General features: G+C 65.9%; 25 protein-coding genes. 13 read left to right on the top strand and 12 right to left on the bottom strand.

The features are described from left to right. Nucleotides 1-9: 9 nt before the first annotated feature. Genes A7W11_RS21620 through A7W11_RS21600 form a run of 5 tightly spaced genes read left to right on the top strand, consistent with a single transcriptional unit; the run spans nucleotide 10 to nucleotide 3,718 of the window. Complete coding sequence (locus A7W11_RS21620; protein WP_066419006.1) at nucleotides 10-390, top strand: RidA family protein; 381 nt, start codon at nucleotides 10-12, stop codon at nucleotides 388-390. 12 nt (nucleotides 391-402) lie between these two features. Beyond that, a complete protein-coding gene (locus A7W11_RS21615; RefSeq protein WP_066419000.1) occupies nucleotides 403-1,275 on the top strand; it encodes an amidohydrolase family protein in 873 nt (290 codons plus the stop codon). Further along, nucleotides 1,272-2,141 (top strand): fumarylacetoacetate hydrolase family protein, encoded by an 870-nt coding sequence (locus A7W11_RS21610; RefSeq protein ID WP_066418997.1) that lies wholly within the window; start codon nucleotides 1,272-1,274, stop codon nucleotides 2,139-2,141. The genes A7W11_RS21615 and A7W11_RS21610 overlap by 4 nt, the downstream gene beginning before the upstream one ends. A gap of 9 nt (nucleotides 2,142-2,150) precedes the next feature. Further along, nucleotides 2,151-2,933: a 2-oxo-hept-4-ene-1,7-dioate hydratase gene (hpaH, locus tag A7W11_RS21605; RefSeq protein ID WP_066418994.1), complete on the top strand. Its 783-nt coding sequence runs from the start codon at nucleotides 2,151-2,153 to the stop codon at nucleotides 2,931-2,933. 8 nt (nucleotides 2,934-2,941) lie between these two features. Further along, nucleotides 2,942-3,718 (top strand): aldolase/citrate lyase family protein, encoded by a 777-nt coding sequence (locus A7W11_RS21600; protein ID WP_066418991.1) that lies wholly within the window; start codon nucleotides 2,942-2,944, stop codon nucleotides 3,716-3,718. A gap of 60 nt (nucleotides 3,719-3,778) precedes the next feature. Here the strand turns inward: A7W11_RS21600 and A7W11_RS21595 are convergent, their stop codons facing one another. From A7W11_RS21595 to A7W11_RS21580, 4 genes are all read right to left on the bottom strand, one after another. Continuing rightward, on the bottom strand, nucleotides 3,779-4,666 hold the full coding sequence (locus A7W11_RS21595; protein ID WP_066418990.1) for a DMT family transporter: 888 nt from the start codon (nucleotides 4,664-4,666) through the stop codon (nucleotides 3,779-3,781). A gap of 18 nt (nucleotides 4,667-4,684) precedes the next feature. Further along, nucleotides 4,685-6,037, bottom strand: coding sequence for an MFS transporter (locus tag A7W11_RS21590; RefSeq protein WP_066418988.1), 1,353 nt, complete (start codon nucleotides 6,035-6,037; stop codon nucleotides 4,685-4,687). 129 nt (nucleotides 6,038-6,166) lie between these two features. Then, on the bottom strand, nucleotides 6,167-6,736 hold the full coding sequence (locus A7W11_RS21585) for an SRPBCC family protein (RefSeq protein WP_066418985.1): 570 nt from the start codon (nucleotides 6,734-6,736) through the stop codon (nucleotides 6,167-6,169). A 72-nt stretch (nucleotides 6,737-6,808) separates the two neighbouring features. Then, nucleotides 6,809-8,119, bottom strand: coding sequence for an O-antigen ligase family protein (locus tag A7W11_RS21580; RefSeq protein WP_162270294.1), 1,311 nt, complete (start codon nucleotides 8,117-8,119; stop codon nucleotides 6,809-6,811). A 465-nt stretch (nucleotides 8,120-8,584) separates the two neighbouring features. Between A7W11_RS21580 and A7W11_RS21575 the strand changes: the two genes are divergently transcribed. The 4 genes from A7W11_RS21575 to A7W11_RS21560 all read left to right on the top strand — a co-directional run bounded on the left by A7W11_RS21575 (nucleotide 8,585) and on the right by A7W11_RS21560 (nucleotide 13,350). Further along, the gene (locus A7W11_RS21575) at nucleotides 8,585-9,859 is read left to right on the top strand and encodes an exopolysaccharide biosynthesis polyprenyl glycosylphosphotransferase (RefSeq protein ID WP_066418972.1); all 1,275 of its coding nucleotides are present in this window, start codon (nucleotides 8,585-8,587) and stop codon (nucleotides 9,857-9,859) included. 155 nt (nucleotides 9,860-10,014) lie between these two features. Next, nucleotides 10,015-11,088: a Wzz/FepE/Etk N-terminal domain-containing protein gene (locus A7W11_RS21570; RefSeq protein ID WP_066418969.1), complete on the top strand. Its 1,074-nt coding sequence runs from the start codon at nucleotides 10,015-10,017 to the stop codon at nucleotides 11,086-11,088. A 61-nt stretch (nucleotides 11,089-11,149) separates the two neighbouring features. Then, nucleotides 11,150-11,887 carry a glycosyltransferase family 2 protein gene (locus tag A7W11_RS21565; RefSeq protein WP_066418966.1) on the top strand — a complete coding sequence of 246 codons (738 nt, stop codon included), beginning with the start codon at nucleotides 11,150-11,152 and terminating at the stop codon, nucleotides 11,885-11,887. 50 nt (nucleotides 11,888-11,937) lie between these two features. Further along, entirely contained in the window at nucleotides 11,938-13,350 is a 1,413-nt protein-coding gene (locus A7W11_RS21560) for a mannose-1-phosphate guanylyltransferase/mannose-6-phosphate isomerase (RefSeq protein WP_066418959.1), read from the top strand. On the opposite strand, the gene A7W11_RS21555 is transcribed toward A7W11_RS21560, so the two are convergent. From A7W11_RS21555 to A7W11_RS21535, 5 genes are read right to left on the bottom strand one after another with little or no spacing between them, the layout of a single operon-like run. Continuing rightward, on the bottom strand, nucleotides 13,351-14,244 hold the full coding sequence (locus A7W11_RS21555) for a glycosyltransferase family 2 protein (protein WP_082887409.1): 894 nt from the start codon (nucleotides 14,242-14,244) through the stop codon (nucleotides 13,351-13,353). It lies immediately after the preceding gene. After that, nucleotides 14,168-15,571 (bottom strand): O-antigen polysaccharide polymerase Wzy, encoded by a 1,404-nt coding sequence (gene wzy / locus A7W11_RS21550; protein ID WP_066418951.1) that lies wholly within the window; start codon nucleotides 15,569-15,571, stop codon nucleotides 14,168-14,170. The genes A7W11_RS21555 and wzy overlap by 77 nt, the downstream gene beginning before the upstream one ends. Next, nucleotides 15,568-16,794, bottom strand: a complete 1,227-nt coding sequence (locus tag A7W11_RS21545; RefSeq protein WP_066418943.1) for an MATE family efflux transporter — start codon at nucleotides 16,792-16,794, stop codon at nucleotides 15,568-15,570. Before A7W11_RS21545 ends, wzy begins: the two co-directional genes overlap by 4 nt. Before the next feature lie 7 nt (nucleotides 16,795-16,801). Beyond that, entirely contained in the window at nucleotides 16,802-17,974 is a 1,173-nt protein-coding gene (locus tag A7W11_RS21540; protein ID WP_066418941.1) for a glycosyltransferase, read from the bottom strand. After that, on the bottom strand, nucleotides 17,971-19,062 hold the full coding sequence (locus A7W11_RS21535) for a glycosyltransferase family 4 protein (protein ID WP_066418934.1): 1,092 nt from the start codon (nucleotides 19,060-19,062) through the stop codon (nucleotides 17,971-17,973). Before A7W11_RS21535 ends, A7W11_RS21540 begins: the two co-directional genes overlap by 4 nt. Nucleotides 19,063-19,420: 358 nt before the next feature. Here A7W11_RS21535 and galE point away from each other — a divergent pair, with 358 nt between their 5' ends. From galE to A7W11_RS21515, 4 genes are all read left to right on the top strand, one after another. After that, on the top strand, nucleotides 19,421-20,497 hold the full coding sequence (gene galE / locus A7W11_RS21530; RefSeq protein WP_066418928.1) for a UDP-glucose 4-epimerase GalE: 1,077 nt from the start codon (nucleotides 19,421-19,423) through the stop codon (nucleotides 20,495-20,497). Nucleotides 20,498-20,501: 4 nt separating this feature from the next. After that, nucleotides 20,502-21,518, top strand: a complete 1,017-nt coding sequence (waaC, locus tag A7W11_RS21525) for a lipopolysaccharide heptosyltransferase I (protein WP_066418924.1) — start codon at nucleotides 20,502-20,504, stop codon at nucleotides 21,516-21,518. Between the two features lie 57 nt (nucleotides 21,519-21,575). Next, complete coding sequence (locus A7W11_RS21520; RefSeq protein ID WP_066418921.1) at nucleotides 21,576-22,871, top strand: 3-deoxy-D-manno-octulosonic acid transferase; 1,296 nt, start codon at nucleotides 21,576-21,578, stop codon at nucleotides 22,869-22,871. Nucleotides 22,872-23,139: 268 nt separating this feature from the next. After that, nucleotides 23,140-23,532 (top strand): Rap1a/Tai family immunity protein, encoded by a 393-nt coding sequence (locus tag A7W11_RS21515; protein WP_156523180.1) that lies wholly within the window; start codon nucleotides 23,140-23,142, stop codon nucleotides 23,530-23,532. A gap of 79 nt (nucleotides 23,533-23,611) precedes the next feature. Here A7W11_RS21515 and A7W11_RS28365 read toward each other — a convergent pair whose 3' ends face one another. The 3 genes from A7W11_RS28365 to A7W11_RS21505 are packed head-to-tail and all read right to left on the bottom strand — an operon-like array spanning nucleotide 23,612 to nucleotide 25,425. Continuing rightward, nucleotides 23,612-23,773 carry a hypothetical protein gene (locus A7W11_RS28365; RefSeq protein ID WP_173678832.1) on the bottom strand — a complete coding sequence of 54 codons (162 nt, stop codon included), beginning with the start codon at nucleotides 23,771-23,773 and terminating at the stop codon, nucleotides 23,612-23,614. A gap of 9 nt (nucleotides 23,774-23,782) precedes the next feature. Then, nucleotides 23,783-24,574: a type III pantothenate kinase gene (locus A7W11_RS21510; protein ID WP_066418917.1), complete on the bottom strand. Its 792-nt coding sequence runs from the start codon at nucleotides 24,572-24,574 to the stop codon at nucleotides 23,783-23,785. Continuing rightward, nucleotides 24,571-25,425 (bottom strand): biotin--[acetyl-CoA-carboxylase] ligase, encoded by an 855-nt coding sequence (locus A7W11_RS21505; RefSeq protein ID WP_066418913.1) that lies wholly within the window; start codon nucleotides 25,423-25,425, stop codon nucleotides 24,571-24,573. Before A7W11_RS21505 ends, A7W11_RS21510 begins: the two co-directional genes overlap by 4 nt. Nucleotides 25,426-25,517 lie beyond the last annotated feature (92 nt).

Raw genomic sequence — 25,517 nt, 5'->3', positions numbered from 1 at the left:
ATCGACGACATGACACGACGCAGCATCTATGCCGAAGGCTTCAGCCACAAGAACCCCATTCCGGCGGCCTGCCGGGTAGGAGCGATGCTGTATTCCGGCAGTATCCAGGGTACGGATCCCGCCGACGGCGCCTACGGCGACACACTGGAGCGACAGTGCGAACTGATGTTCGACCACGTGCGGCGGATCGTCGAGGCCGGCGGTGGATCGCTGGACCGGATCGCCAAGATGACGGTCTGGATGCGCGACCGCGGTCAGCGCGCGGCGCTCAACGCCGTGTGGCTGCGCGTCTTTCCCGATCCGCAGAGCCGGCCCGCGCGCCACACCATGCGCGCGGACCTGGATGGCGACAAGCTGATCGAATGCGACTTCATTGCCGTGCTGGATTGAGGAGAAGGAACCATGCCGCAGTACCACGCTTTCCAACCCAATCCGACCACGCCTGCGACCCGGCTGCCCGCCCGCGCCTGCGACAGCCAGTTTCACGTATTCGGTCCCGCCGACCGCTACCCCGTGCGTGCCGGCGCCGCCTACGAGATGCCCAGCGCCACGATCGAGGTCGCGCTGCGCCTGCATCGTCTGCTGGGTATCGAGCGGGGCGTCATCGTGCAGGCGACGACGTATGGCGCGGACCATCAGGTCGTGCTGGATGGCCTGGCCGCCGCGGGGCCGGATTACCGTGGCTGCGCCAACGCCGTGGCGCTGACCGAATGCGACGATGCCTACATCGCCCGGCTGCATGATGCCGGCGTGCGAGGCGCGCGCTTCACGCGGCAGGGATTGGGCATCAGCATGCAGCAGGCCGACTTCGATCGTGCCATCGCGCGTATCCGCGAGCTGGGCTGGTACGCGAAGTTCCAGCCCGAGCCGGACGGCATGATGGCGCAGCTGCGCCAGTTCGAGCGCCTGGACATTCCCGTACTGATCGATCACATGGGACGTGCCGATCCCGCGGCGGGCGAGGCCGACCCCACACGTCAGGCGCTGCTGGCGCTGCTGGCGCGAGGTAATTTCTGGGTGATGCTGTCCCTGACGGAAAAACTGTCCAAGACGGGGCATCCCTGGGATGACGTCCTGCCGCTGGCGCAGGCGCTGATCGCCGCCAATCCCGACCGGGTCGTGTGGGGCAGCGACTGGCCGCATCCGGTGTCGGCCAAGCCCACTCCCGATGAGGGCCAACTGGTGGACCAACTGGCGCGCTATGCGGGCGACACCGCCACGCTTCAGAAAATCCTGGTCGACAATCCGGCCACCCTCTTTGGATTCGACGCATGAAACTGCTTTCGTTCGAACATGCCGGCCGCGTCGGCTTCGGCGCATTGATGGACCCTCGGACAGGCATCGTCGACCTGAGCCGCCAGGGCTATGCCGACTTGCGCGATGCCCTGTCGCGCACCACGACGGTTGAACTGGAGCGTCTGGCCGGCTCGCTGCCCGCCACGCTGGCGCTGGATGACGTCCGCCTTTTGCCGCCCATCCTGGCGCCCGAGAAGATCATCTGTGTCGGGGTGAACTACGGCAAGCGCAACGAGGAGTACCGGGACGGCAGTGCGCCGCCGGCCTATCCCAGCGTGTTCCCGCGGTTCCCCGGCTCGTTCGTCGGCCATGGGCAGCCCCTGCTGCGCCCACCCGAGTCCGATCAACTGGACTACGAAGGCGAGATCGCATTGATCATCGGCAAGCCTGGCCGCCGGATTGCCGCGGCCGATGCCTGGAGCCATGTGGCCGGCCTTACCTGCCTGAACGAGGGCACGATCCGCGACTGGCTGCGGCACGGCAAGTTCAATGTGACCCAGGGCAAGAACTTCGACGCCAGTGGCTCGATGGGCCCCTGGATGGTCACCGCGGACGAGTTCGATCCGGCTGCGCCTCTCACGGTCTCGACGCGTGTCAACGGTGAGCTGCGCCAGCAGGACAGCACCGACAACCTCATGTTTCCGTTCGCCGAGCTGATCCGCTACATCTCGATCTGGACCACGCTGCGGCCGGGTGACGTGATCTCGACCGGCACGCCAATCGGTGCGGGCGTGCGTTTCACGCCGCCCCGCTTTCTCGTGCCCGGCGACGTGGTCGAGGTCGAGGTCTCGGGCATTGGCGTGTTGACCAACTCAGTGGCCGACGAATCGGCCCAGCCCACTTGAGGAGCCGTCATGCTCAACGATGACGACCGCGCGCGCGCGGCGCAATTGCTGATCGAGGCCGAGCGCACCTGCCAGCCCACCACGCAACTGGACGAGGCCTTTCCCGGCATCGAGATCGCGGATGCCTATGACATCCAGAAGCGCATCATCGACCAGAAGTTGGCCGCAGGCGCGCGCCTGCGCGGGCACAAGATCGGACTGACCTCCAGGACCATGCAGCGCTCCGTCAACATCGACGAGCCCGACTACGGCCATCTGCTGGATACGATGTTCCACCAGGACGGCGACACGATTTCGACGCAGCGGATGATCGTTCCGCGCGTCGAAGTGGAGCTGGCCTTCGTGCTGGGCAAGCCCTTGCGCGGCCCGGACGTGACGTTGTTCGACGTGCTGGCCGCGACCGATTACGTGGTCCCCGCGCTGGAACTGCTCGACGGCCGCAGCAAGTATCCGCGGCGCATCGTGGACAACATCGCCGACAACGCCGCTTGCGCCGGCATCGTCCTGGGCGGCCGGCCCGTCAAGCCGATGGACATCGACCTGCGCTGGGTCGGGGCGTTGCTGCTGAAGAACGGCGTGATCGAGGAGTCGGGCGTGTCGGCCGCGGTATTGGGGCATCCCGCCCTGGGCGTGGCCTGGCTGGCGAACAAGCTGGCCGAACACGACACCGGCCTGCAGGCAGGCCATGTGGTGCTGGCGGGTTCCTTCACACGCATGGTGGCCGTTGAGGCGGGGGATACGCTGCATGCCGATTACGGCCCGCTGGGCAGCATTTCCGTGCATTTCTCCTGAGGCTGTCCATGAAACTTCCGCTCAACGCCTTCAAGCGGGCCCTGCACGCGCAGCGGCACCAGCTTGGCCTGTGGGTGACGCTGGGTCATCCGTCCAGCACCGAACTGGTCGCGGCCAGCGGTTTCGACTGGTTGTTGCTGGACACGGAGCACACGCCGGTCGTGCTGCCGACGGTCATGGCGCAATTGCAGGCTGCCGCCGCGTATGACGCGCATCCGGTGGTCCGGCCGTCGTGGAATGACAAGGTGCAGATCAAGCAGTATCTCGATATCGGCGCGCTGACGCTTCTGCTGCCTTATGTCCAGAACGCCGAAGAGGCCACGAATGCGGTGGCGGGCATTCGGTATGCGCCGCGCGGCATGCGCGGCGTGGGTGGAACCATGCGGGCCACCCGCTACGGCCGGGTGCCAGACTACATGCGGCGTTGCGAAGAAGAGCTCTGCCTGCTGGTGCAGGCGGAAACGGGCGAGGCGTTGGAGAGTCTGGAGGCCATCGCCGCTGTCGATGGCGTGGATGGCGTCTTCATCGGTCCCGCGGATCTGGCCGCCAGCCTGGGCCATCCGGGCGAGCCGGGGCACCCCAAGGTGATTGCCCGGGTCGAGGATGCGATCACCCGCATACGGGCGGCGGGCAAGGCGCCAGGCGTGCTGACGACCGACGAGGCCCTGGCGCGGCGCTATATGGCCGCGGGCAGCCTGTTTACCGCGGTCGGGGTGGACGCCGCCATCCTGGCGCGGCATTGCGACCAGCTGGCGCAACGTTTCGGCGTATCGCCGCCCGGCTGAATGCCGGGCGCCTGATGGATGGCACGGATTGGCTTTGGCGGTTGCCGGGGGCTGGCGCGATCAGCGGCCCGGCTTTTGTACCCACAGCCGGTCCGTCAGCCCCAGCGCCAGCGCCGTGCCCGCCAGGATGATGCCGGCGCCCGACAGGATGCGCGAGGTCAGCGCCTCGTCCAGGAACCACACCCCCCACAGCACGCCGAACACGGGCACCAGGAAGGTGACGCTGACCGCGGCCGTGGGGCCCACGTTGGCGATCAGGCGGAAGAACGTGATGTAGGCGATGCCCGTGCACACCACGGCCAGCAGGATGACCGCCTGCCAGGCGGCGAACGAGACAGGCTGCGGCGGCCAGTTCCAGATGGCCAGCGGCATCAGCACCAGCGCGGCGGCGGTCATGCTGCCGGTGGCGTTGGCCAGCGCGTCCACGCCGGCCAGATAGCGCTTGGTGGCATTGGCCGCCACGCCGTAGAACAGCGGCGCGCACACCGCGGCCAGCACGGCCGGGCCGGTGCCGCCGGCATGGAACTCCAGCTTGTCCCAGACCAGCACCACGATGCCGGCCATGGCGACGGCCAGGCCCAATTGCCGGCGCGCCGGCAGACCGTCCTTGAGCCACAGCCAGCCGATCACGGCGCCCCACACGGGCGTGCTGGCGTTGGCCACCGACAGGAAGCCCGCGCCCAGCGACTTGGCCGCATAGGCGTACAGCAGGAAGGGAATGGCCGCGTTGAAGATGCCCACGCCCAATACCGCGGGCCAGCGCGCGATGATGCTGGGCAGCTTGCCGCGCAAGGCAGCCAGCGGCAGCAGGAACAGCGCCGCCAGGCCCACCCGCAGTTCCATCAACGCGGCCGGCCCGAATTCCGGCACCGCGATGCGGATGAACAGGAAAGAGCCGCCCCAGACGGCGGCCAGGAAGAGAAGATCGAAACCGTCGCGTCGGGTCATGGTGAATGTGGGCGAGGCCTATCGGGTGATGACATTTTTCATCTTGATGCGGTGCGCCAGCGCGGCGCCGGCCAGCGACAGCACGATACACATCGCCAGGCCGGCGCGCACGCCGTCCAGCACCGAGGTGTGCGAGATGGCGATGCCGACCAGCGCCGTGCCCGCCGCGCTGCCCACGGCGCGCGTGGTCTGCACCAGCGCCGAGGCCACGCCGACGTCGCGCCGTTCGCTCAGCATCTGCATGAACAGCGTCAGGTTGGGCAGCAGGAAGCCCAGCGCGGTGCCGTTGACGAAGAAGGCCGCCAGGATCCACCAGGCCGGCGTGCCGGCGCCGATGACCAGCACCATGGCCGCGCCCGCGGCCAGCAGGCAGTTGCCGAACACCATCAGGCGTTGGGGCTCGGATTGCCGGGGAAACAACCGGCCGTTGATCAGGCTGCCCACCGAGATGGCGGCCACCAGCGGCGTCAGCAGCAGGCCCGCCTGGCTGGGCGTGTAGTTCAGCTCGTGCTGTAGCAGCAGCGGACTGAAGAAGATGAGCGTGAACATCACGGCGCCCACGGCCACCGAACAGAGATTCAGCAACTGCTGCTCGCGGCCGCTGAGCACGCGCAGCGGAAAGATGGGGGAAGGAAACCGCTTTTCGTAGGGCACCAGCACCACGGCGGCCGCGATGCCGGCCAGCGCCAGGCCCAGTCCCAGGCCGGGATTCGCCGTGTCGCCGGGGGCGAACGCGATTTCCATCGCGGCCAGCGGTGCGCCCACCGCCACGACCAGCAGCACGCTGCCCAGCCAGTCGATGCGCCGGGTTTCGCCGGCGGCCGCGCGGGGCCGGATCGTCGGGAAATAGCGCGCCAGCAGGAACAGCGCCACCGCCCCGGCGATCGGCGAGATGAAGAAGGCGGCGCGCCAGCCCAGCGCCTGGGTGGCGGCCCCGCCCAGCACCGGGCCGATGCCGCTGGCCATGGCGAAGGCGGCCGATACCAGCGCCATCCAGCGCACGCGTTGCTTGGCGTCGGGGAAAAGATCGGCCGGCGCGGCGAAGGCCGTGGCGATCATCATGCCGCCCGCGATGCCCTGCAGGGATCTGAAGGCGATCAATTGCGGCATGGTCTGCGCCAGCCCGCAGGCGATGGAGCCCAGCGACACCATGATGACCGACGCCAGCATCAGCGGCTTGCGGCCATACATGTCGCCCAGGCGGCCGAAGATGAGGATGGAGACCGCGGTGGCCAGCAGGTAGCCCGTGCCTACCCATGCGTACAGCGCCATGCCGTTGAGCGCGGCGGCCACGCGGGGCAGCGTGGTGCTGACGATGGTGGAGTCGAAGGCCACCAACACCACCGTGGCCGCCACGCCTGCCATGGCCATCAGCAGGTCACGGCGTGAGCGGGTGGGCTCGGTGGTGGAATCGGGGGGCGATGCGGGAGGCGGATGCGAACCTGCTGGCGGCGTGTTCATCCCGCCAAGAATATCACCGCCGACCCGCCGCCCGAAGCGCTATCGGAACAGAGAGTGATAGCCCACCAGGATCACGACCACGGCCAGCGCCATCGCCCAGGACCAGCGCGAATTCGACAGGCCGCGCGGTTCGGGTTCGGGGGGCGGAGGCGGCGGCGCCAGGCGGGGCTGCCGGGCCATGTACTCGATGAAGGCGCCGAAGAACTTGTCGACGATCTTGCCGCCGGCTTTCATGACGGTGGGCTCGCCCAGCTCGGCCAGCTTGCCGCCGGCCATCGCGGCCACGGTATAGCTCAGCCGCGTGCCTTCTTCCTTGGGTAGCAGCGTGACCTGGGCGGTGCCGATGGCCAGGCCGGCCGCCAGGCCCTTGCCTTCGAAAGCCAGCGTGCAGCCGTTCGGTGCGTCGACGTCGGACAGCAGGATTTCGCCTTCGTAGTCGGTTTCGAATCCGGCCACCTTGGTGCGTATCACCAGGCCGTATTCAGTGGGACTGCGTTGTTCCACCTTGATGCAGCCGGGCAGGCAGTGCTGCAGCACGACGGGATCGACGAGGGCATCCCAGGTCTGGTGGGGCGAGGCAGGAATCCATTGGGCATCTGCAATGCGCATGGTTGTCTCCTTTGTCAGGACGGCCTTCAGTGGGCCGTTGACAACCATTCTGGTCCTAAATTGCGCGTGTGGCTACTGCGGACGTGGCGAGATCGTATCGTCCGGTGTCGCCTGGGGCTGGGACAGCACGGTCAGGACGGCGAGCATGACGACGTAGTAACTGACCGACCGCATGCCGCGGAACATCAGCTCCGTCAGGCCGAATATCGCGAAGCCCAGGCACAGCGCCAGGCCCATCGCGGCGGCGGTGCGCGCCGCCTGGGGATGGTCGCGGCGCATGCGGCGCAGGAACAGACAGGCGGGCGCCAGGTACAGAGCCAGCATGCCCACGGCACCGGGCAGACCGTGCAGGGCCATCGCCATCAGCATGTCGTTGTGCGTTTCACCGAAACCTTCGGCTACATATGGGGATACCTCGCCTTTCGCGGCGCGTTCCTTCAATTCCTCGACGAACTTCACGCCGTTGCCCACCCCTGTCCAGGGGTGCGCCTGGAACATGGCCCATGCCGATCGCCATAGTTGCAGGCGGATACACATGGAGGTGTCGGCGGTCTGCTGGGTTTCGCATTGGCGCACTTCCTTGAAGCCCAGCGCTACGCGGTCGCGCAACCCGTTGTTGGCGGCGCCGACCGCGCCCAGCAATGCCAGGGCGGCAATCAGGATGCCCAGTGCGCGCAGGGGGTGACGCACACGGCGGCTGAGCGCCAGCGCAACGATTGCGAACAGGGGAAATGCCATCCAGCCGGTGCGGGTCTGGGTCAGGATGAATCCCAGCAAGGTCGCGCAGCCGACGGCGATCTTGAGCGATTTCTCCAGTCTGGGGCTGCGCGTCAGCGGCCATTCCAAACTGTAGAGCGCCATCACGCCGGTCAGCAGCATCAGATTGCCATAGCTGACGGCGTTGAATTGCGGAGTGACAGGGCGTGCGAAGTCGGGCCAGGACAGATACAGCACCACAGCGAATGATGCCGCGCCCGCCAACACCAGCCCCCACGCGAACTGCCGCAACACTCGGACGTCCAGCAATAGCAGCCCGGCGATCAGCAGCGGGAAGGCCAGGGATATGCGCAGCGCGCGTTCGATTTCGGTTGCACGCCACGTCTGCGTGGCGCCTTGGCTCCATAGCGTAGCGGCCAGCGGCAGGCAGAGAGCGAGGATGAGCCACCCATAGGGCCGCAACTGCTTCCAGGCCGCTTTGGGCCTGGCAGCCGCCAGGGCGATGCAAATCACCGCCATCGCATAAAAGAAAGCGCTGGACCCGCCGACCGTCAGCATGCCCAGCGGCATCAGCGCGGCGAGTAGTGCGGGCGGTACGGATGCCGAAGTGTAGTGATGATCTGGTAAACGGTGATAATCTGGCATCGGGCACGCGGAGACGAACAACAGGCAATGAGTCCGCATCATCTGTGGTGCGCGGAGTAGCAGAGTATAGCTGTGCTCTGTCGTGCACGATGCCTAAATGCAACACAGTCGGGAAAAGCGTGTCCTTTGGTTTGTAAATATCCAATTACAATGCGTGCGGCACCGCTTTTGTCAAGAGAAGTGGGCGCAAGCTGTCAGTTGGCTTGCCGTATTGCGAAGTTCTTGTAAAGAAGTTGGCTAATTGCGAATAGTTTGCAATGAGCTGTTCGCGGATGTTGGCTATGATCCTCGCTTTTTCGACTGCGGTTGCCAGCGGGGCGCTTGTGCCCTGGCAACGGCCCGTTCCGCGGACAAATCTCTCGTAGCTGCGTCACCGCCTATTCCGTCACTCAGGTTCCTCGTTCCACATTTCCATCACAAGAAGAAATTCCCAGGGTCAAATCCTTGGCACAGCGAGTCTGAGCCGCACCAGCATCCATTCCCGAGATGACGTATCTTCCCAATCGCCGATTCGGCAGAATTCATGAGCTTTTATTACTGTCGACGCCTTTTTCCCTGGGGTTGGGTTGGTTGGTCACCAATGCCGTGCCGTTCATTCTATTCTGGTCCGGTACAGCATTGCTCAGTCCCAATCAAGGCCAGAAAGCCGCGCTGATCACGACTACCATCGCTTATGTGCTCAGCCATTTTTCCATGAAATGGCTGCGGATAATTTATCCAGGCGGAAGGCTTTCTGCATTCATCGCGCCGCAAATCATATTCATCTATGGTTTGGCGATAGTTTCGGTTTTTTTGCTGCGCATCGAAGTTTCCCGATTTCTGCTGATTGCCAGTGGAGTTCTGGCATTGTTGTGGCTGCATATCGAATACGTATTCACCGAAAAATATACTCGCCTGAAACTGGCTGTCATTCCCGGCGGCAGTTATATCGATGAACTCATCGACCTTGAATGGGTGGACGCGCGGCGCCTGGAATCGCTGGACTTGCAGAACCGCCGTTATGACGGCGTCGTGGCTGACTTCGACAATCTGACAGCGGACATCGAGCGTTTTCTGACGCAGTGCGCGCTGAACCGCATTGCGGTCTACAACTCGCGGCAGATATATGAGTCCCTGACCGGCCGCAGCCGCATCGACCACATGTCGGAAAACAACATCGGATCCTTGCTGCCGTCGGTGCCCTACGAGATGGCGAAATGGGTCATGGACATGGCCATCGTCATTGTCCTGCTGCCGTTGGCGCTGGCCATCAGCCTCGTGGTGGCAGTGTTGATCCGCCTGGAAAGCCCTGGGCCGGTCATCTACACGCAGAAACGGATCGGCCTGGGGGGAAAACCGTTCACGATCTACAAGTTCCGCAGCATGCGCTTCGATCGCGCTGCGCCCGCGCAGTTTGCCGGGGAAGACGATCCGCGCATCACCCGGGTCGGCAGGATCATCCGGAAACTGCGTTTCGACGAATTGCCGCAGTTCCTCAATATCCTGAAAGGCGATATGAGCCTGATCGGACCTCGGCCCGAACAGCCGGCGTTCGTCGAGGAATACAACGAGAAGATTCCCTTCTACAACTACCGGCATGTCGTCAAACCCGGCATCACGGGCTGGGCGCAGGTGCGTCATGGATATACCGCAAGCGCGGATGAAACCCGGGTCAAGATCGAACACGACTTCTACTACATCAAGAACTGTTCGGTGGCGCTGGACGCGATCATCGTGATCCTGACCATCAAGATCATGATGACGGGATTCGGCGCACGGTGAGCCCCGTGGCCGCGGGCTTTCGGGCGGCTACAATGGCAGGCTAATTCGGGCAGGGACTGCGGCGCCGCGAATTTCCGGTCGCCCGCGTTCCAACTCCCTCCATGGCAACTCAAGCTCGCCGCGGCCGCCTGCCGCGGCGTTGGAGTCGGACATACATGACATCACCTCAGCCGCTGACCCAGCAGTCTGGGCACAGCCTCGATTTTTTCAACCTGGCCCGGCTGGTCTGGCGCAAGAAGTTGCTCATCCTGTTCTGTGCCATCTTCACGACGGCGGTAGGTGCGCTCTACGCTTTCGTGCTGAGCACGCCCGTCTACCAGACCCGCATCTACTTTCTGCCGCCCCAGACCGGCGATTATTCGCCGCTGAACGTCGGCCGCGGCAAGGAAGTCGGTCTGTTGCCGTACACCCAGGAAACCGTCTTCAAGTACGCCACGGATCGGCTTGGATCGTCCGGGCTGCTGCAGCAGTTCCTGCGCGACCGAGAGCCGGCACTGGCCAAATTGCCGACGATTCCGGCCAAGGAGTTACTGCGCAACGACTGGCGCATCACGGTCGAGGCGCCGAATCCGCGCGGCCGCAATCTCTATGCGCTGACCGTGTCGGGTCACAGCGTCGACGAGTCCTACGATGGGTTGCAGCACTATCTCAAGCTTTTGCAGGAAAGCACCAGCAAGGCCCTGATGGCGGACGCGGGCGATGACATCAACTTCCTGAAGGAGAATGCGCAACGCACGATCAACGAGATGCGCATGGTTGCCGAATCGCAGCGCAAGGATCGCATCGCGCAATTGCAGGAGGCTATTCGCGTGGCGTCCGCCGGAGATCTGCGTAATCCCGACATCAGCGTGCCGCAGCCCGGCTCGCGGACCGGCAACTCCCTCATCGATGCCAGCCAGGCCCGGCTGCGTCCGTACTATGCCGACAGCGGCGATCTGTACAACCGGGGCTTGCCGTTGCTGTCGGCGGAGCTCAAGGCCATACAGGCCCGTAACGAGGACGACCCGTTCATCCCTGGCCTGCGTATCAACGAAAGCGAATTGCGTCAGCTTTCGGAGATCAAATACGATCCCGCCGCCATTCGCGCATTCCGCCTCGATGGCGACATCGTTCGGCCGGATGCACCTGCCCGCCCCAACAAGCCCTTGATCCTGTTCCTGGCGCTGCTGGCCGGCCTGGGCATGGGCGTGGGGTATGTGCTGTTGCGAGCAGTGATCGAGAACGAATGAGGTCGCCGCGCATGTTCGCTGGTTGCTCCGGCGAAGACACCGACAGGTTGGGAGCGCAGGTATGAACGCCATCGACTTCAGCGTCGTCATGCCAGCCTACAACAGCGCGGCCACGTTGGCTGATTCCATTGACAGTGTTTTGGCGCAGACGCACGGCAATTTCGAGCTGATCGTCGTGGACGATTGCTCCCGCGACGAGACGCCGCGGATCCTTGCCGAGTACTGCCGGCGCGACGCCCGGATCGTCGCGATCCGGCAGCCGCAGAATGGTGGCGTGGCTTTGGCGCGCAATGCCGCCATCGAGGCGGCGCGCGGGCGCTACCTCGCCTTCCTGGATTCCGACGACCTCTGGCTGCCGCGCAAGCTGGAGGTGCAGGCGCGCTACTTCGCAGAAGGGCATGCCGTACTGCACGCCAGCTACATCCGCTTCGGCCACGGCCGCGAGCAGGTCGTGCAGGCGCGGTCGACGGCCACGTTCCGGGATCTGCTGCATGGCAATTTCATCGGCAATCTGACCGGCGCCTATGATGTGGAGAAAGTGGGCAAGATCTACCAGGACCGCATCGCGCACGAAGACTACAAGATGTGGTTGGATGTGCTGCGCGCGGCCGGCTCGATCACCGGCATTCCCGAGGTGCTGGGACGTTATCGCGTGGCGGCGCAGAGCCTGTCCGGCAACAAGTTGAAGTCGGCCATCTGGACCTGGCGCCTGTATCGTCGCCACTTGCACCTGGGGGTCTTCGAGGCCGCGACGTGCTTCGTCTCCTATGCGTGGCGGGCCACCCGAAAAAGAATGTAGGTGCACGCCCCATCATCCGGCGGCAGTTTCAACCGACAGCAAGGCTACGAATGGTCCGTGACAGCAATATCGTTCCCGTAATCCTGTGTGGGGGCTCCGGCACCAGGCTGTGGCCCATGAGCCGCAAAAGCCTGCCCAAGCAGTTTATTCCGCTGGCGGGAGACCGAAGCTTCCTGCATGCGACTTTGCTGCGCGCGCGCGCCCTGGCCGAACAGCCGGCGCTGTGCATCGCAGCGGAGGAGCACCGTTTCCTGGTGGACGCCAGCGTGCGGGAAGCGGGCGGCCAAGCACGTATCCTGCTGGAACCTGCCACACGCAACACGGCCGCGGCCATCTGCCTGGCATGCCTCGATACCGACGGCGATGACATCCTGGTCATCATGCCTGCGGACCACTACATTCCCGACGCAGAGGCGTTCGCTCGCACGATGCAGGCTGGCGTCGACGCGGCGAAACAGGACCGCCTCGTGGCCTTCGGCGTGTTCCCGGCCTTTCCCAGTACCAGCTACGGCTATCTGGTCACCGAGCCGCAAACCGATCCGGCCGCGGTACGCAGGGTGCTCCGGTTTGCCGAGAAGCCGTCTCGTGACGTCGCGCAGTCCATGATCCTGGAGGGAAACAGCTACTGGAACTCGGGCATCTACGTAGGCCGTGCGCGCGTACTGATCGAAGCTTTTGCACAACATGCGCCCGACGTCCTGCTGGCTTGCCAGGAAGCCATGCGCCAACCGCAACGCGATGGCGCCTTCGTGCGCCCGGATGCCGACCGCTTCAAGGCCTGCCGCAGCGACAGCATCGACTATGCTGTCATGGAACACACCGACAAGCTGCTGCTGGTGCCTTTCAATGGCGCCTGGAGCGATGTGGGCAGTTGGGACAGCGCCGCCGAGCTGATCGAACCCGATAGCCACGGCAACCGCGCCAGCGGCAATCATCGCGTGGTGGACGCCAGCAACACGACCGTCTGGGCCACCAGCCGGCTGGTGGTCGCATTGGGTACGCGGGACCTGTCCATCATCGAGACGCCCGACGCCGTGCTGGTGGCGGCCGCGGGCCATTCCGAGCAGGTCAAGGCGGTCGTGGCCGCGCTGGAGGCCGACAACGTGCCCGAGGTGGCCGCGCACCGCAAGATCTCGCGGCCCTGGGGCTGGTACGACACCATCGACGCGGGCGAGCAGTTCCTGGTCAAGCGCATCATGGTGCGCCCGGGCGCGTCACTCAGCCTGCAGAAGCACCATCACCGCGCCGAACACTGGGTCGTGGTCAAGGGCGTGGCCGAGGTCACGCGGGGCGAAGAATGCTTTCCGTTGCAGGCCAACGAGTCGACCTATATCCCGATCGGCGTGGTGCATCGCCTGCACAACCCGGGCGAGGGCGAGCTGGAGATGATCGAGATCCAGACCGGCGACCATCTCAGCGAGGACGACATCGTCCGCTTCGAGGACAACTACGGCCGCAAGTGATCACGTGCCCGTCAGGCGGTTCCTGACTTTGCGCGCCAAGCCGCTGAAACGGCTGCCCACGTAGGCGGCCAGCATGATCGGGGGGTGGCAGCGTGCATCGATGGCGCGCAGCGCCCTGTGATTCTTCTTCAGGAATCGAACGGTGTTGTAGAGTGAATACCACTCGTACCGCAGGCGGCTCCTGCCACGGGCACCGCCGGTGGCCACGCTGGGGGGCAGGTTGGTTTGTGTGGCCCGTGTCTCCAGCACGATGCGGGCACCCTTTGCCCGGCAAGCCACCAGGAAATCGGTTTCCTCGCGGAAGCAGTTTCCGATATAGCCCGTGTCAAAGCGCAAGGCACGCACCGTATCCAGCCGCGCCAGAAAAGCCGCTTGGCATATCGGTATTTCCAGGCCGGACGGCGCTCGTACACTGACGTCGAAACGCAGGCCCGGCAGATACGAGATCTCATCGGCCTGGTCGCTCCACCGGCGGCGCGCCTGCAGCTCGGCGTCGCTTTCGCCGTTCAGCAGATACAGGGCTGCCGCCCCGACCAGGTCGGCCTGCGTAGTGTGCAGCGTTTCCAGAAGGCAAGCCATGGCGCCTTCGCTGAGGAGGGAGTCGTCATCACCGAAATACACGAACTCGGTATCGGCGAGTTCCAGCCCGCGGTTCTTCGAGTGAGTCTGTTTGCGGTTTACGTCGTTGCGCAGATACTGGATGCGGCTGTCCTGCCGCATCAGGGCGGCAGCGACCTGTGCGGTGTCGTCGGGCGAGCAGTCATCGACCAGTATCAGTCTGTTGACTTCCGGTTGAAGGTACGAAGGGATCGTCCGTTCAAGCAGGTGTGCCCGGTGATACGTCGGCACGATCACCGTGACGTTTCGGGAGGCGGCGGTGGCGAAGTTTGTCATCGACTTTCTTGAGCAGCCAAAAGGCAGCGAGGAAGATCAGTGCCTTGATGGCAGGCACGATGAAATAGAGCTGTGTTTCTCTGGGGACCAGCAGCAGAAACGAAAACGTATAGGAGAAAAAGAACAGTCCGGGGGCACCCCGATGCGCGATGGCATATAGCCATCGCATGATGCAACCCGTGAAGACTCCTGCAATCCATGGCCCGACGTAGATCGAATAAAGCATGGCTTCACCCACCGCTGAGCCGCCGATACCCATGCCTGCGTCGTACATCTTCGGGTTGGTCAGGCTGGCGACACGGTGCGACAAGCTCAATGTCTCCACACCGAATATGCGCATCGAATCGGCATCGTGCCAGGGAAAGAGGGCCCGCGCCATGTCCATGAACAGCGCGAAAGTGCTGCCCAGCGCGTCGATCCATGAGAACTTGTCGAGATTCTCGGTCACGCCCACCATGAACAGCAGGGTCGTACCCTGGGAGTAAAGGAAATTCACCACGGAACGGCTGATCAGCAGAGGGTCGAAATCGGTTGCGAGGCCGACCCGCGAGCGGCCCAGGAAGTCGGCGAAAAGCACCAGCACGACCAGTGACGCGGCAAAGCCCCAGAAAGGCACGCGGATGCGCAGGGTCGTGACCGCCAGCCAGCACAACATGATGAGATAGGCCAGCGGAATGCCGCGCGCGCCTGTGATGCTTTCGAAGACACAGAAAGCCATGCCCAGCATAAAAAAAACGAGGATATAGATGAGTCGAGGCCGTGAGGCGAGGACGGCGAATACGGCGATGATGAACCAGCCTCCGAGGTTGTACAGCGGGCCTCCTGGCGAACTTCCCAGGTAGAGGTCGAGATAGCTGCCTGCCTGGTAGATGCGCAAATTCTCCAAGGCGCGATATAGGAAGAAGGGTAGCAGGACGATCGCCAAAGCCGTCGAGTAACGGCGGAACCCTTCGTTCCGGTCGACAGCCAGGGGTGAAAATCTCGGCAGGGGCAGCATCACGCCGCTGAGAAACAGCCCGATCGCACCCAGCGCGATGCTCAGCTCATCTGGTTCGATGAGACCGTAGATGAACCAGTCGGCGCGGTTGTAGTCGAGGTAGTCAACGATCTGCGCTCCCAGGAAGCGTCCTGCGAGAAACATCGTTGCTGTGAGGCTGAAAAGAAAAAAAGGATTGAGCCAGCGAGTGCCTACCTGGGAACAATGGAGAATGAACAGGCCAATCGTCGCCATCAGCACGATTTCCTGCAATGCAGGTAAGGGCCAGATGATCAGCGCCAGGTTTGCCAGGGCGAGGAGGATGGCTACCGCCCGGAGATATGCGGTCATTGTTGTTTCCACAAGAACAGCAGCCAAGCTGATCCCAGCAGCACGGCGTTGGCAACGAGATACCCCACGGCGGCACCGGCAACGTCATGGCGTGCCGCCAGCAGCCACGTCAACAGCACGAATGAAGACGAGAAAAGGAGTTCCAGCAGCCAGGAGACTCCCAGTCTGCGCGTGTAGATGAAATAAATCACCAGAGGCATGGCCGCGATTTTCAGGATATCGCCCAGAAACTGTATCCACAGCACGTCTGCAAGCGGTGTGAATTCGGGTGAGTACAGCAGTAACACCACCTGGTGCCCAAAATACTGGATGACCAGCAGGCCGGCCACCGCCGCACCGGATACCGCCAGAAGATAGCGTCTCATCTGCCCCAGCAGGGCGCTGCGGGGGGCATCGGTGCGGAATATGGCTGGCATCATGACGAAACCCACGCCCGCCTGAGCCACGGCCATCACTGCGTCGGAAATGCGGAATAGGCCCTGCCACAGACCGCTGGCGGAAGCCCCCGCATCCGACAGCATGATGTGGCGCACGAGGATGATACTGCTGGTTCCGATGACCGCCGGGGCAATGGCGATGCCGACGTAGGGAGCGAGACTGCGCACCGAGGCCTTCAGTCCGGGTTGTGCGCTCACGATGTAGCGTATGCCCCGCCAGCGGGCTCCGATGATCCAGCACAGGCACAGCAGCCCTGCAGATGCAACCAGGGCCATGACCACCGATGACAATGAGTCCTTCCGGATCAGCAGCGCCATCATGCCCAGCGAGATCAGCCCGCCGAGCATCAGGATCACCGCATTGAGGCGGGAATGGCCGGCGGCCAGGGCCGTCGACTGGATGTGCAGCGAAATGGCATATGCCAGCGCGAACAGGTAGACCGACACGCTTCCGAGATACGCGCTGCCCTCGACCAGCTCTGTACCATTGATGACGCCATGCGCCATGGCGATCAATACCGGGAAGACCACGACGTATACCAAGCCGGCTCGCAGCCAGGCCGCGCGCCGTGCATCGTCCTGGTTCGGATCGGCCAGTCGGGAGATTAGGCCTTGAGAGATGCCCCCGTTGGCGAACGCGCTATAGAGCATGGTCAGGCTGAGGATGTTGCCCCAATAGCCGAACCCCACCACGCCGATGTTCAGCGCGATGATCTTGTTCACGGCCAGGCCACTGATCAATTTCAGCATTACGCCGCTGGCGGACAGGAAGATGCTGAGCAGCATGGCGGAATCAGGCGCCCAGTTGCTTGAGGATGGCCTCTAGCCGCCTGGCTTGCGAAGCGGTGGAATAGAACTGGCTGTACGCCTGCCACGCGATAGCCCGGCTGTCGGACGGGGCATGTTGCAGGCAGGCCAGCGTGCGGGTGGGCAGGTCTGCCTCGTCGCCAACGACGTCCAGCGCGCGGCTCAGCGTGGCATCTTCCTGCAGCGCTTCGTAGCCCACGCCCGCATTGGGCAGGGCGACGACCGCCAGGCTGTACGACAGCGCTTCTGCCACCTTGGTCTTCATGCCGCTGCCCCATTTGACGGGGGCGAGGTAGGCCGTGGCCGAGCGGAACAGCAGATCCATCTGCGCCACGGAGGGCGAGTCATGGCAGGTCAGGCCCGGGGCATCATCCAACGCCAGCTTGCCGAGATTGGCGCCGGCCGCCACGAAGGCGATGCGCTCATGTTCGGCGCGCCCTTGGTTCACGGCCTGCGCGACGCGCACGAAGATGCGCAATGAGTCGACGTTCGGCGGGAAGCCGAAATGGCCGGTGAACAGGACGGTCGGCCGCGTGGGCGCGGCCGCCTGCACGCCGGCATCGGGGGCTTTCACCGTGATCGGCAGCACCGCCTGGCGGGTAACCGGGCCGAACATGCGAGCGTACAGCTCGGCATCCGTGCGCGTGATGAACGTCAGGGCATCGGCGCTGCGGCAGCAGGCTTCGGCGCCGCGCACCGCATGGGACTCGATGCCGGCCAGCAGGCGGCGCAGGCCCGACTTGCCGGCGCTGCGTTGGTCATGCAGGTCGGCTTCGACGTTGTCGCTGACCATCACGAATTTCTTGTCCGGATAGCGCGCGCGCAGCATGCGCATGATGCCGCCGCACCGGGTGTTGTGCAGGAACACGACGTCGGCGTCCGCGCAGTGCCGTGCGATGGCGCGATGGTAGAGGCCCAGGAAGGTCGGGCGAAGCAGGACGCGCGCCGCCACGTCCAGCAGACGGTTCTTGGCGAATTCGATCTGCTGGATCTGGGGGTGGCGATAGCCGGCCGATGCGCCCGTCATGCGCTTGCTCAGCACCCTGACAGCGCGCACGGGCGCGGCCTCGGCCAGGCCCTGCACCAGTGACCGCAGGTAAAGACCGCCGCCGGAAAGCTCCTGCAGCCCATTGGGGGAGATCACAGTGACTTGCATCATGCTTCCATCGCCGCGGCCGCCTTGATACGGGCACAGAATGCTTCTATCGGGAAATTCACTTTCACGTATGCCTTCATGGCGGCGCCGTCCGCATGCTGGCGGAAATGCGTGACAGTAGCACCCAGATCAGCCAGCAGGGTGCCCGCCTCGTCGGGCAGGCGTGCCACCCAGGGCACCTTGCGTTCCAGCAGCAATCCACAGGCGCCCAGCGGCCGGCCCATGACGGGCACGCCGGCGGCCAGGGCTTCCAGCGTCACCAGTTCAAAACCCTCGAACAGGGTGGGCAGGATGAATACGTCGATGCGGTCGTAGAACGCCTGCATGTCGTCCGCGCCCAGGCCCTGCAGCACGTCGACGTTGGGATTGTCGCGCAAGGCCTGTGGCACGTGGCCGATGGCGGCCAGCACCAGGCGCACGTCCTGCCGGCCGTTGATGCGCTGCGCCAGGTCGATCAGGAAGTCGACGCCCTTGCCGTACTCCAGCCTGCCGGCGAAGCCCAGCCGCACGGGGCCGGCGCCGAAGCGCGGCGCCGGGGGGGCTTCGGAAACCAGCACGCCGTTATAGGCCACGCTGCATTTGGCGGGGGCGATACCCTGTTCCGAGACGACGTAGCGTTGCAGGGCATCGGAGACGCACACCACATGCCTGCTGCGGCGCATGGCGCAGACCTCGAGCTTGCCCATCAGCCGCATGCCGAGCATCCGTCCTGTCCTGCCTCGCATGGCGGCGACGTAGCCCGATGCCGAACCATGCATGATCACCGCGTCAGCCGGGTAGAACGCGGCGTACGAGCCGTTGGAAATCACCTTGAACGCGCCATCGCGCCGTCTCAGCCGGGACAGGTGGACCGAGGCGAAAACCGGAAACACGAACTGGGCGATCCGGGGGTTGCGCAGGAGCGGGGGCAGCACACGCGCCTCGTCGATGATCTCGACGCGCTCACCGTCGGCGCGCAGGCTGCGTGCCAGCAGATCGGCTACACGTTCGACGCCGCCGCGGCTGGCGGTGCCGAAGCGGGAAACGATGTGGACGGTGCGGCTGCCGGGCTGGGATGCGGGTCGAGCGGAAGGGGACGGGCGTCCATTCATGCGATGTCGTTCGTCAGTAGGAGTGTCGTCGCGTTTTCTTGCGGTTTGCCCAAGGAGGGGCAGGCATTGCCATGTACAGGTTCGTGCCGGATAAAATCCGCCAAAAGGTGGTTTTGGCTGTCCGCAGCAGCACCGCAGGCCATTGGCGCCGGGAGCGCCGCTTTTTTCGGTCCCCAATTGTAAGGGAAGCCGAAGCGGGCTCGCGCGGGCTCAGCCTCGGTCCTGGCCGGGCGCCCGGCGCATCGCGTTCCCGCCAGCCCGGATATGATGGCGCGTTGCCGGGTTTACGGTGTGCCCGGTTGGCGCGGGCACCGGCGTCCGGCAGGCGGGATCTATACATCGATAACGGTTTGGATACATGGCATCTACTCTTCTCGTAACTGGTGGTGCGGGCTACATCGGCACTCACACCCTGGTGGCGCTGATCGGCCAGGGCTATCGCCCTGTCGTGCTGGACAATTTCTCCAACAGTTCGCCGGTCGCGCTACAGCGCGTGCAGGCGCTGACAGGGCACGCGGTCGATCTGGTGCAGGGGGACGTGCGAGATCGTGCGACGCTGGACGGCGTGCTGGCGCGGTGCCGCGATATGGGGCAGCCCGTGCAGGGCGTGCTGCACTTCGCGGCCAGCAAGGCCGTGGGCGAGTCCGTGCGCAATCCGCTGGCGTACTACGACAACAATGTCATGGGCACTGTTAGATTGCTGGAAGCCATGCTGGCTGGCGGCGTCAAGCGCTTCGTGTTCAGTTCCTCGGCCACCATCTACGGCCAGGCGGACCAACTGCCCTATACCGAGGCTCACCCCGTCGGTCCCTGCAATCCCTATGGCTGGTCCAAGGCCATGGTCGAACAGGTGATGCGTGACGTGTGCGCGGCGCATCCTGATTTTTCGGCCATTGCACTGCGGTATTTCAATCCGATCGGCGCGCACGAAAGCGGCACGCTCGGCGAGGATCCCGCCGACGAGCCCAACAACCTGTTTCCCTACATCACTCAGGTGGCGATCGGCGCGCGGCCACATCTGCGCGTGTTCGGCGATGATTACGCCACGCCCGACGGTACCGGCGTGCGTGACTATCTGCATGTCTGCGATCTGGCCGAGGGCCATGTCAAGGCGGTTCAATACCAGGAGCAGTCGGGCAGGCAGGGGTTTCAAGCGTTCAATCTGGGCACGGGCCGCGGTAGTAGCGTGCTGGATCTGGTGCGCGCGTTCGAGCGCGTCAATGGCGTGAGCGTGCCGTACGTCGTCACGGAGCGGCGCGCGGGCGACATCGCCGAGGCCTGGGCGGATGTGTCCGAAGCCGAACGCGAGCTGCGCTGGGTCGCCCGTTACGACCTCGACCGCATGTGCCGCGATGGATGGCGTTGGCAGAGCCAGAATCCGAACGGATACCGTGACGCAGGCGCGCAGCGCGCCGATGCACGGGTAGCCGGCTGACGCGATGCCTCTTCGCATTCTCATCGTCCGCACCTCCTCGCTCGGAGACCTGGTGCATATGCTGCCGGCCATCTCGGATATCGCGCGCCATGTGCCGGATGCCCGGATCGACTGGATCGTGGAGGAAGCATTCGCCGAAATCCCCAGCTGGCATCCCGCCGTGAACGAGGTCATCCGCGTGGCGCATCGCCGCTGGCGCAAGGCCTGGTGGTCGGAGCAGGTGCGCGCCGAGCGCCGCGCCCTGGCGCAGCGGCTGCGCGCCGAAACCTATGACGTCGTGCTGGACATGCAGGCGCTGATGAAGTCCGCCTGGCTGGTGCGCCAGACGCAGGGCGTGCGCCACGGCCTGGACTGGCGGTCGGCGCGCGAACCCCTGGCATCGCTGTTCTACAACGTTCGCCACCGCGTGGAGTTCTGGCAGCCTGCCGTGCTGCGCCAGCGCAAGCTGGCCGGGCTGGCCCTGGGCTACGAGCCCGTCGGCAAGCCCGATTTCGGCCTGGAGCAGTTCGCGCGCCAGGCCACGCAGGCCCAGCAGGATGCCGGCGCGCAGGCCGCGGGTGGCCGCGTTCATCTGGGTAGCCGCGATCCCGGCTATGCGGTCATCATGCCGTCGGCCAGCCGGGACGACAAGCTGTGGCCCGAGGAAGACTGGCGCGCGGTGTTCCGCCGCCTGCGCGATGCGGGCTGCACGCTGCGCCTGTTGGCCGGCAACGAGCAGGAAACGCACCGCGCCCGCCTGCTGGTGGCCGGCATGGACGGCGTCGAGGTAATGCCGCGCATGGACCTCACCTCGGTGGCGCGGCTGCTGGCCGGCTCGCGCATGATGGTCGGCCTGGACAGCGGCCTGACGCACCTGGCCGCGGCGCTGGGACGCCCGACCATCGGTATCTATCGGGCGTCCACGCCGGTGCGCACGCCGCTGGTGGGATCGAACTATACGGCCAGCCTGGGCGATCGCGGCGCTTCCCCCTCGCGCGAGGCGGTGATGGCCTCGGTGGAACAGGCCCTGGCGGCGGTTTGAGATGATGGCTCGCGCGCCTGCGGCCTCTGATGGCGTTCGTCCGGGGGCATGGCTGACATGAGCCGTGGCGTCTATACGCTGCTGCTGCGCTTGTTGGCGCCGCTGTTGTGGCTGCTGATGTGGCGCCGCGCGCGGCGGGCGGGCGGCCAGTGGGGCATTCTGTCGGCGGGCCGTTTCGGCGGCGCGGATGCCGTCGCGGCGCCGGTCGGCGCATCGTTTGACACACCCGTCTGGGTGCATGCCGTCAGCCTGGGCGAAACCCGGGCGGCCCAGCCGCTGGTGCAGGCGCTGCTGCAACGCGGTCTTCCGGTATTGCTGACCCATACCACCGCCACCGGCCGTGCCGAGGGCGCGCGCCTGTTCGCCGGCGCACTGGCGGTGGGCCAGTTGCGCCAAGCCTGGCTGCCCTACGACCTGCCCGGTTCCGTCGCTCGCTTCCTGGACCGCTACGCGCCGCGTTGCGGCCTGCTGATCGAACGCGAGGTGTGGCCGAATCTGCTGGCGGCGGCGCGGGCACGCAAGGTGCCCGTGGCCCTGGTCAGCGCGCGCTTCTCGGCGTCTTCGTTGCGGCAGGCCCGCTGGCTGGGCAGCGCGCTGCGCCAGGCCTTGGGGGGCCTGGATCGGGTGCTGGCCCAGACCGAGGACGACGCGCATCGCCTGCGCCAGGCCGGCGCGCTGGCCGCCACGGTGACCGGCAACCTGAAATTCGACCTGACCTTGCCCGCCGCGCAGGTGGCCGCCGGTCAGGCCTGGCGTCAGGCGCTGAACCGGCCCGTGATCGCCCTGGCCAGCACGCGCGAAGGCGAGGACGCGCTGTTCATCCAGGCTTTGCTGGCGCACCGGGACGCCGCCGGCCAGGCGCCGCTGTACCTGCTGATTCCGCGCCATCCGCAGCGCTTCGACGAGGCGTACGTGCAGTTGCGCGCGGCGGGCCTGGCCACGGTGCGCCGATCGGCGGGGGACTTGCCGCCAGATGCGCGCACCGCCGTGCTGCTGGGCGATTCGCTGGGCGAGATGGCGTTCTACTACGCAGCCGCGGACGTGGCCGTGGTGGCGGGCAGCTTCGCGCCGCTGGGCGGCCAGAACCTGATCGAAGCCTGCGCGGCCGGCACGCCGGTCATCGTCGGCCCGCATACGCGCAACTTCGCGCAGGCGGTCGAGGACGCACTGGCGGCCGGCGCGGCCCTGCGCGCCCGGGATGCGGGCGAGGCGGTCGACATGGCATTGGCCCTGCTGGCCGACACGCCGCGCCGGCAGGCGATGCGGGGCGCGGCGCAGGCGTGGACGCGTGCGCATGCCGGGGCCACGCAGCGCACGATGCAGGCGCTCGAAGGCTGGTTCGGGCCGCGCTAGGGCGGCGCTGCGGATCCTCTCGATGCTTGCGGATATCGCCGTGGCTCGACCCCAGCCGTGCCAGTGCCGGCGTATCCATCGAGACCGGCACGGGGCATCACACTGACACCTCGAGCAGCCGGGAAATCGGACGGCAGGCCGGTGCGCGGGCGCTGGCCAAGGCTGGGCTACTATCGAACGGGCCGCGAGGGGCTGGAGGGTATTCGTCGGGTCTCGACGAGACTGGCCCCATTTGCTTCCGATGATGCAGGTTGTCCAGGAGATGCGCGTGATTTCCAGAAAGATGTGGGTTCTGGCGTTTGCGGTATGGATGCCGGGCGTGGGGGCGGCTGCGCCCACAGCGTCTCCATCGGCCGATTGGCAACTGACCGGCGAACAACTCGTCATGGCGGGCATCGACGGCTCGCTGGCGCCGGAATTCCATGATGAGAAGCGGCCCGAGCTGCAGGTGATGGTGTCGTCCAGCCGCGCGGCGGCCTTCATGCTGGGCGTGGCCAGCTATACCTACGGCACCCGTTGGTGCAAGGCCGATGGCCTGGGGCAGGAAGACTTCGCCAAGGTGGTGGAAACGCTGGGCAGCCTGCCGGACGACCGCTTGAAGATGCCCGCGGCGCCGTTGGTCGCGCAAGCCCTGGCCAGGCATTTTCCCTGCAAGCGTTGACGTCCATATCCAGCCGCATGGGTTTTGCGGGCCCGGGGTTTTCCCAGGCCAGGCTGATGTACCAGACGGATTGACGCGCCTATCTGGCGGGCGGCAGCACCGTGACGCGATCCGCGTTCAATTCCTGGTTGAGGCGGCCGGACATGCGGCCGTCGTCGTTGGGCGGCTGGCCCAGCCAGCCCTGGCTCATGGCGTAGGCCCACAGATTGGCCAGCAGGATCAGCACGAACAGGATGCGCATGGCGGTTCTCTACGGGGCGTCGGGCGCCGCCGCCCAGGCGGCCAGGCCGTCCAGCACGGGGCTTTCCAGGTAGACGGGCGTGGGGGCGGGACCCAGCGCCGAGCAGGCCTGGGCCAGCAGGCGTTCGGTCTCGGCCTGCACCTCGGGCCAACCCCCGCCGGCCACGTAGATGTCGGGCATGCTGCCGTAGCGGTCGCAGCCGGCCAGCCACTGGCGCACCACGGCGCCGGCCTGCGCGGCGGCGATGCCGGTGGCGATGGCCTGGTGCGTGTCTATGGGATAGGCGCTGACCTGGCCGTCCGCCAGCGGCAGATTGGCCGTGCCCTTGTTCAGCGCGTTGCGCATCATGGCCGGACCGGGCAGGATCAGGCCGCCCGGAAAGACGCCGTCGTCGCCGACGGTATCGATGGTGGTGGCCGTGCCGAAGCAGGCCAGCACGAAGGGTTTGTGCGGCCGCGGCAGGCGCGTGTACGCGCCCAGCATGGCGGCCCAGCGGTCGGCGCCCAGCTGTTCGGGGCGTGCGTAGCCATTGACCAGGCCCAGGGCGCGCGGTTGCGCGCGCAGCCAGGTGACCGGGCAGTTGGCGGGCAGCGCCGCCGCGATGGCTGCGCCGCGCGCCTGGCCGGCCACGTTGACGCCGACCGCGCGTTGCGGCGATCGAGGCTGGACGGCCAGCCAGTCGCGCAGCGCGTCGGGATCGAGGTTGTCGAACGCGGTGACGATGGCGTGGCGCCGCGGGTCGGAGGGATCGAACCAACCCACCTTCAGGCGGCTGTTGCCGGAGTCGATGAGCAGGATCATGCTTGCGGCCGGATGGAGATTTCACCGACGGTAATCGGCAGGGTGCCCGTGGGCGTGGCGATCAGCAGGCGGCCCTGGGCATCGACGCCCTGCGCCACGCCGCCGTTGAGCACGGCGCCCTGGTCCAGCACGTTGACGGCTCGGCCGGCCAGCGCGTCGACCCGGGCGAAGCGGGCCGGGAAGGCGCCCGCCAGCAGGCTGGCGGCCTGCGAGAACGTGTCGTGCAGGGCGCAGGCGACGGCGCACACCACGTCGGCGGGGCCGACGCCCACGGTGCCCGAGGCCTCGGCGATCTGCGACCAGTCGGCCACCTGGCGCTGCAGCGCCTGCGACAGTTCGGCGGCATCGAGCAGGTTCACGCCCACTCCCGCGATGACGGTGTGGCCGGCCTCGGGGCCGCCGGCGTTGCGCGAGGATTCGATCAGCACGCCCACCAGCTTGCCATCCCGCCACAGCACGTCGTTCGGCCACTTGACGCAGACGTCCGGCGCGGCAGCGCCGGCCAGGCCGCGCAGGCCTTCGCAGATGGCCATGCCGGCCAGGGGCGACAGGGCGGGCAGGGCGGCGGGCGGCAGGTACACGTCGAAGGCGCACGAGAACACCAGCGTGGCGCCGGGCCGGCTTTTCCAGGGACGGCCGGCACGGCCTCGGCCGTTCTCCTGCACGTGTGCGCCCAGCAGCCAGGGCTTGTCGCCCGTGGGGGCGTTGCGTGTGCGGGCCAGCAGGTCGGTGTTGGTGCTGCCGGTGCGGTCCAGCCATTCGACGTGCCGGAAGGCGGGCAGGCGGTCGGACAGCGTGCGCGCGAACGCGTCGGGCGCGGGCAGGTCGGCGGTGAAAGCTTGGACTGACATGGCGGCGATTGTAGGGCACGGGCGGCAGGCGCGTGCCGATTCATACCGGAGGATAAGTGTCTCTTAATCCCGTGGCGATTATCATGGGGAAT

The sequence above is a fragment of the Bordetella ansorpii genome, from assembly GCF_900078315.1.
Taxonomy (GTDB): domain Bacteria; phylum Pseudomonadota; class Gammaproteobacteria; order Burkholderiales; family Burkholderiaceae_B; genus Bordetella; species Bordetella ansorpii.
Note: the sequence above shows the minus strand (reverse complement) of the source record. Positions and strands in the feature narration are given on the sequence as shown.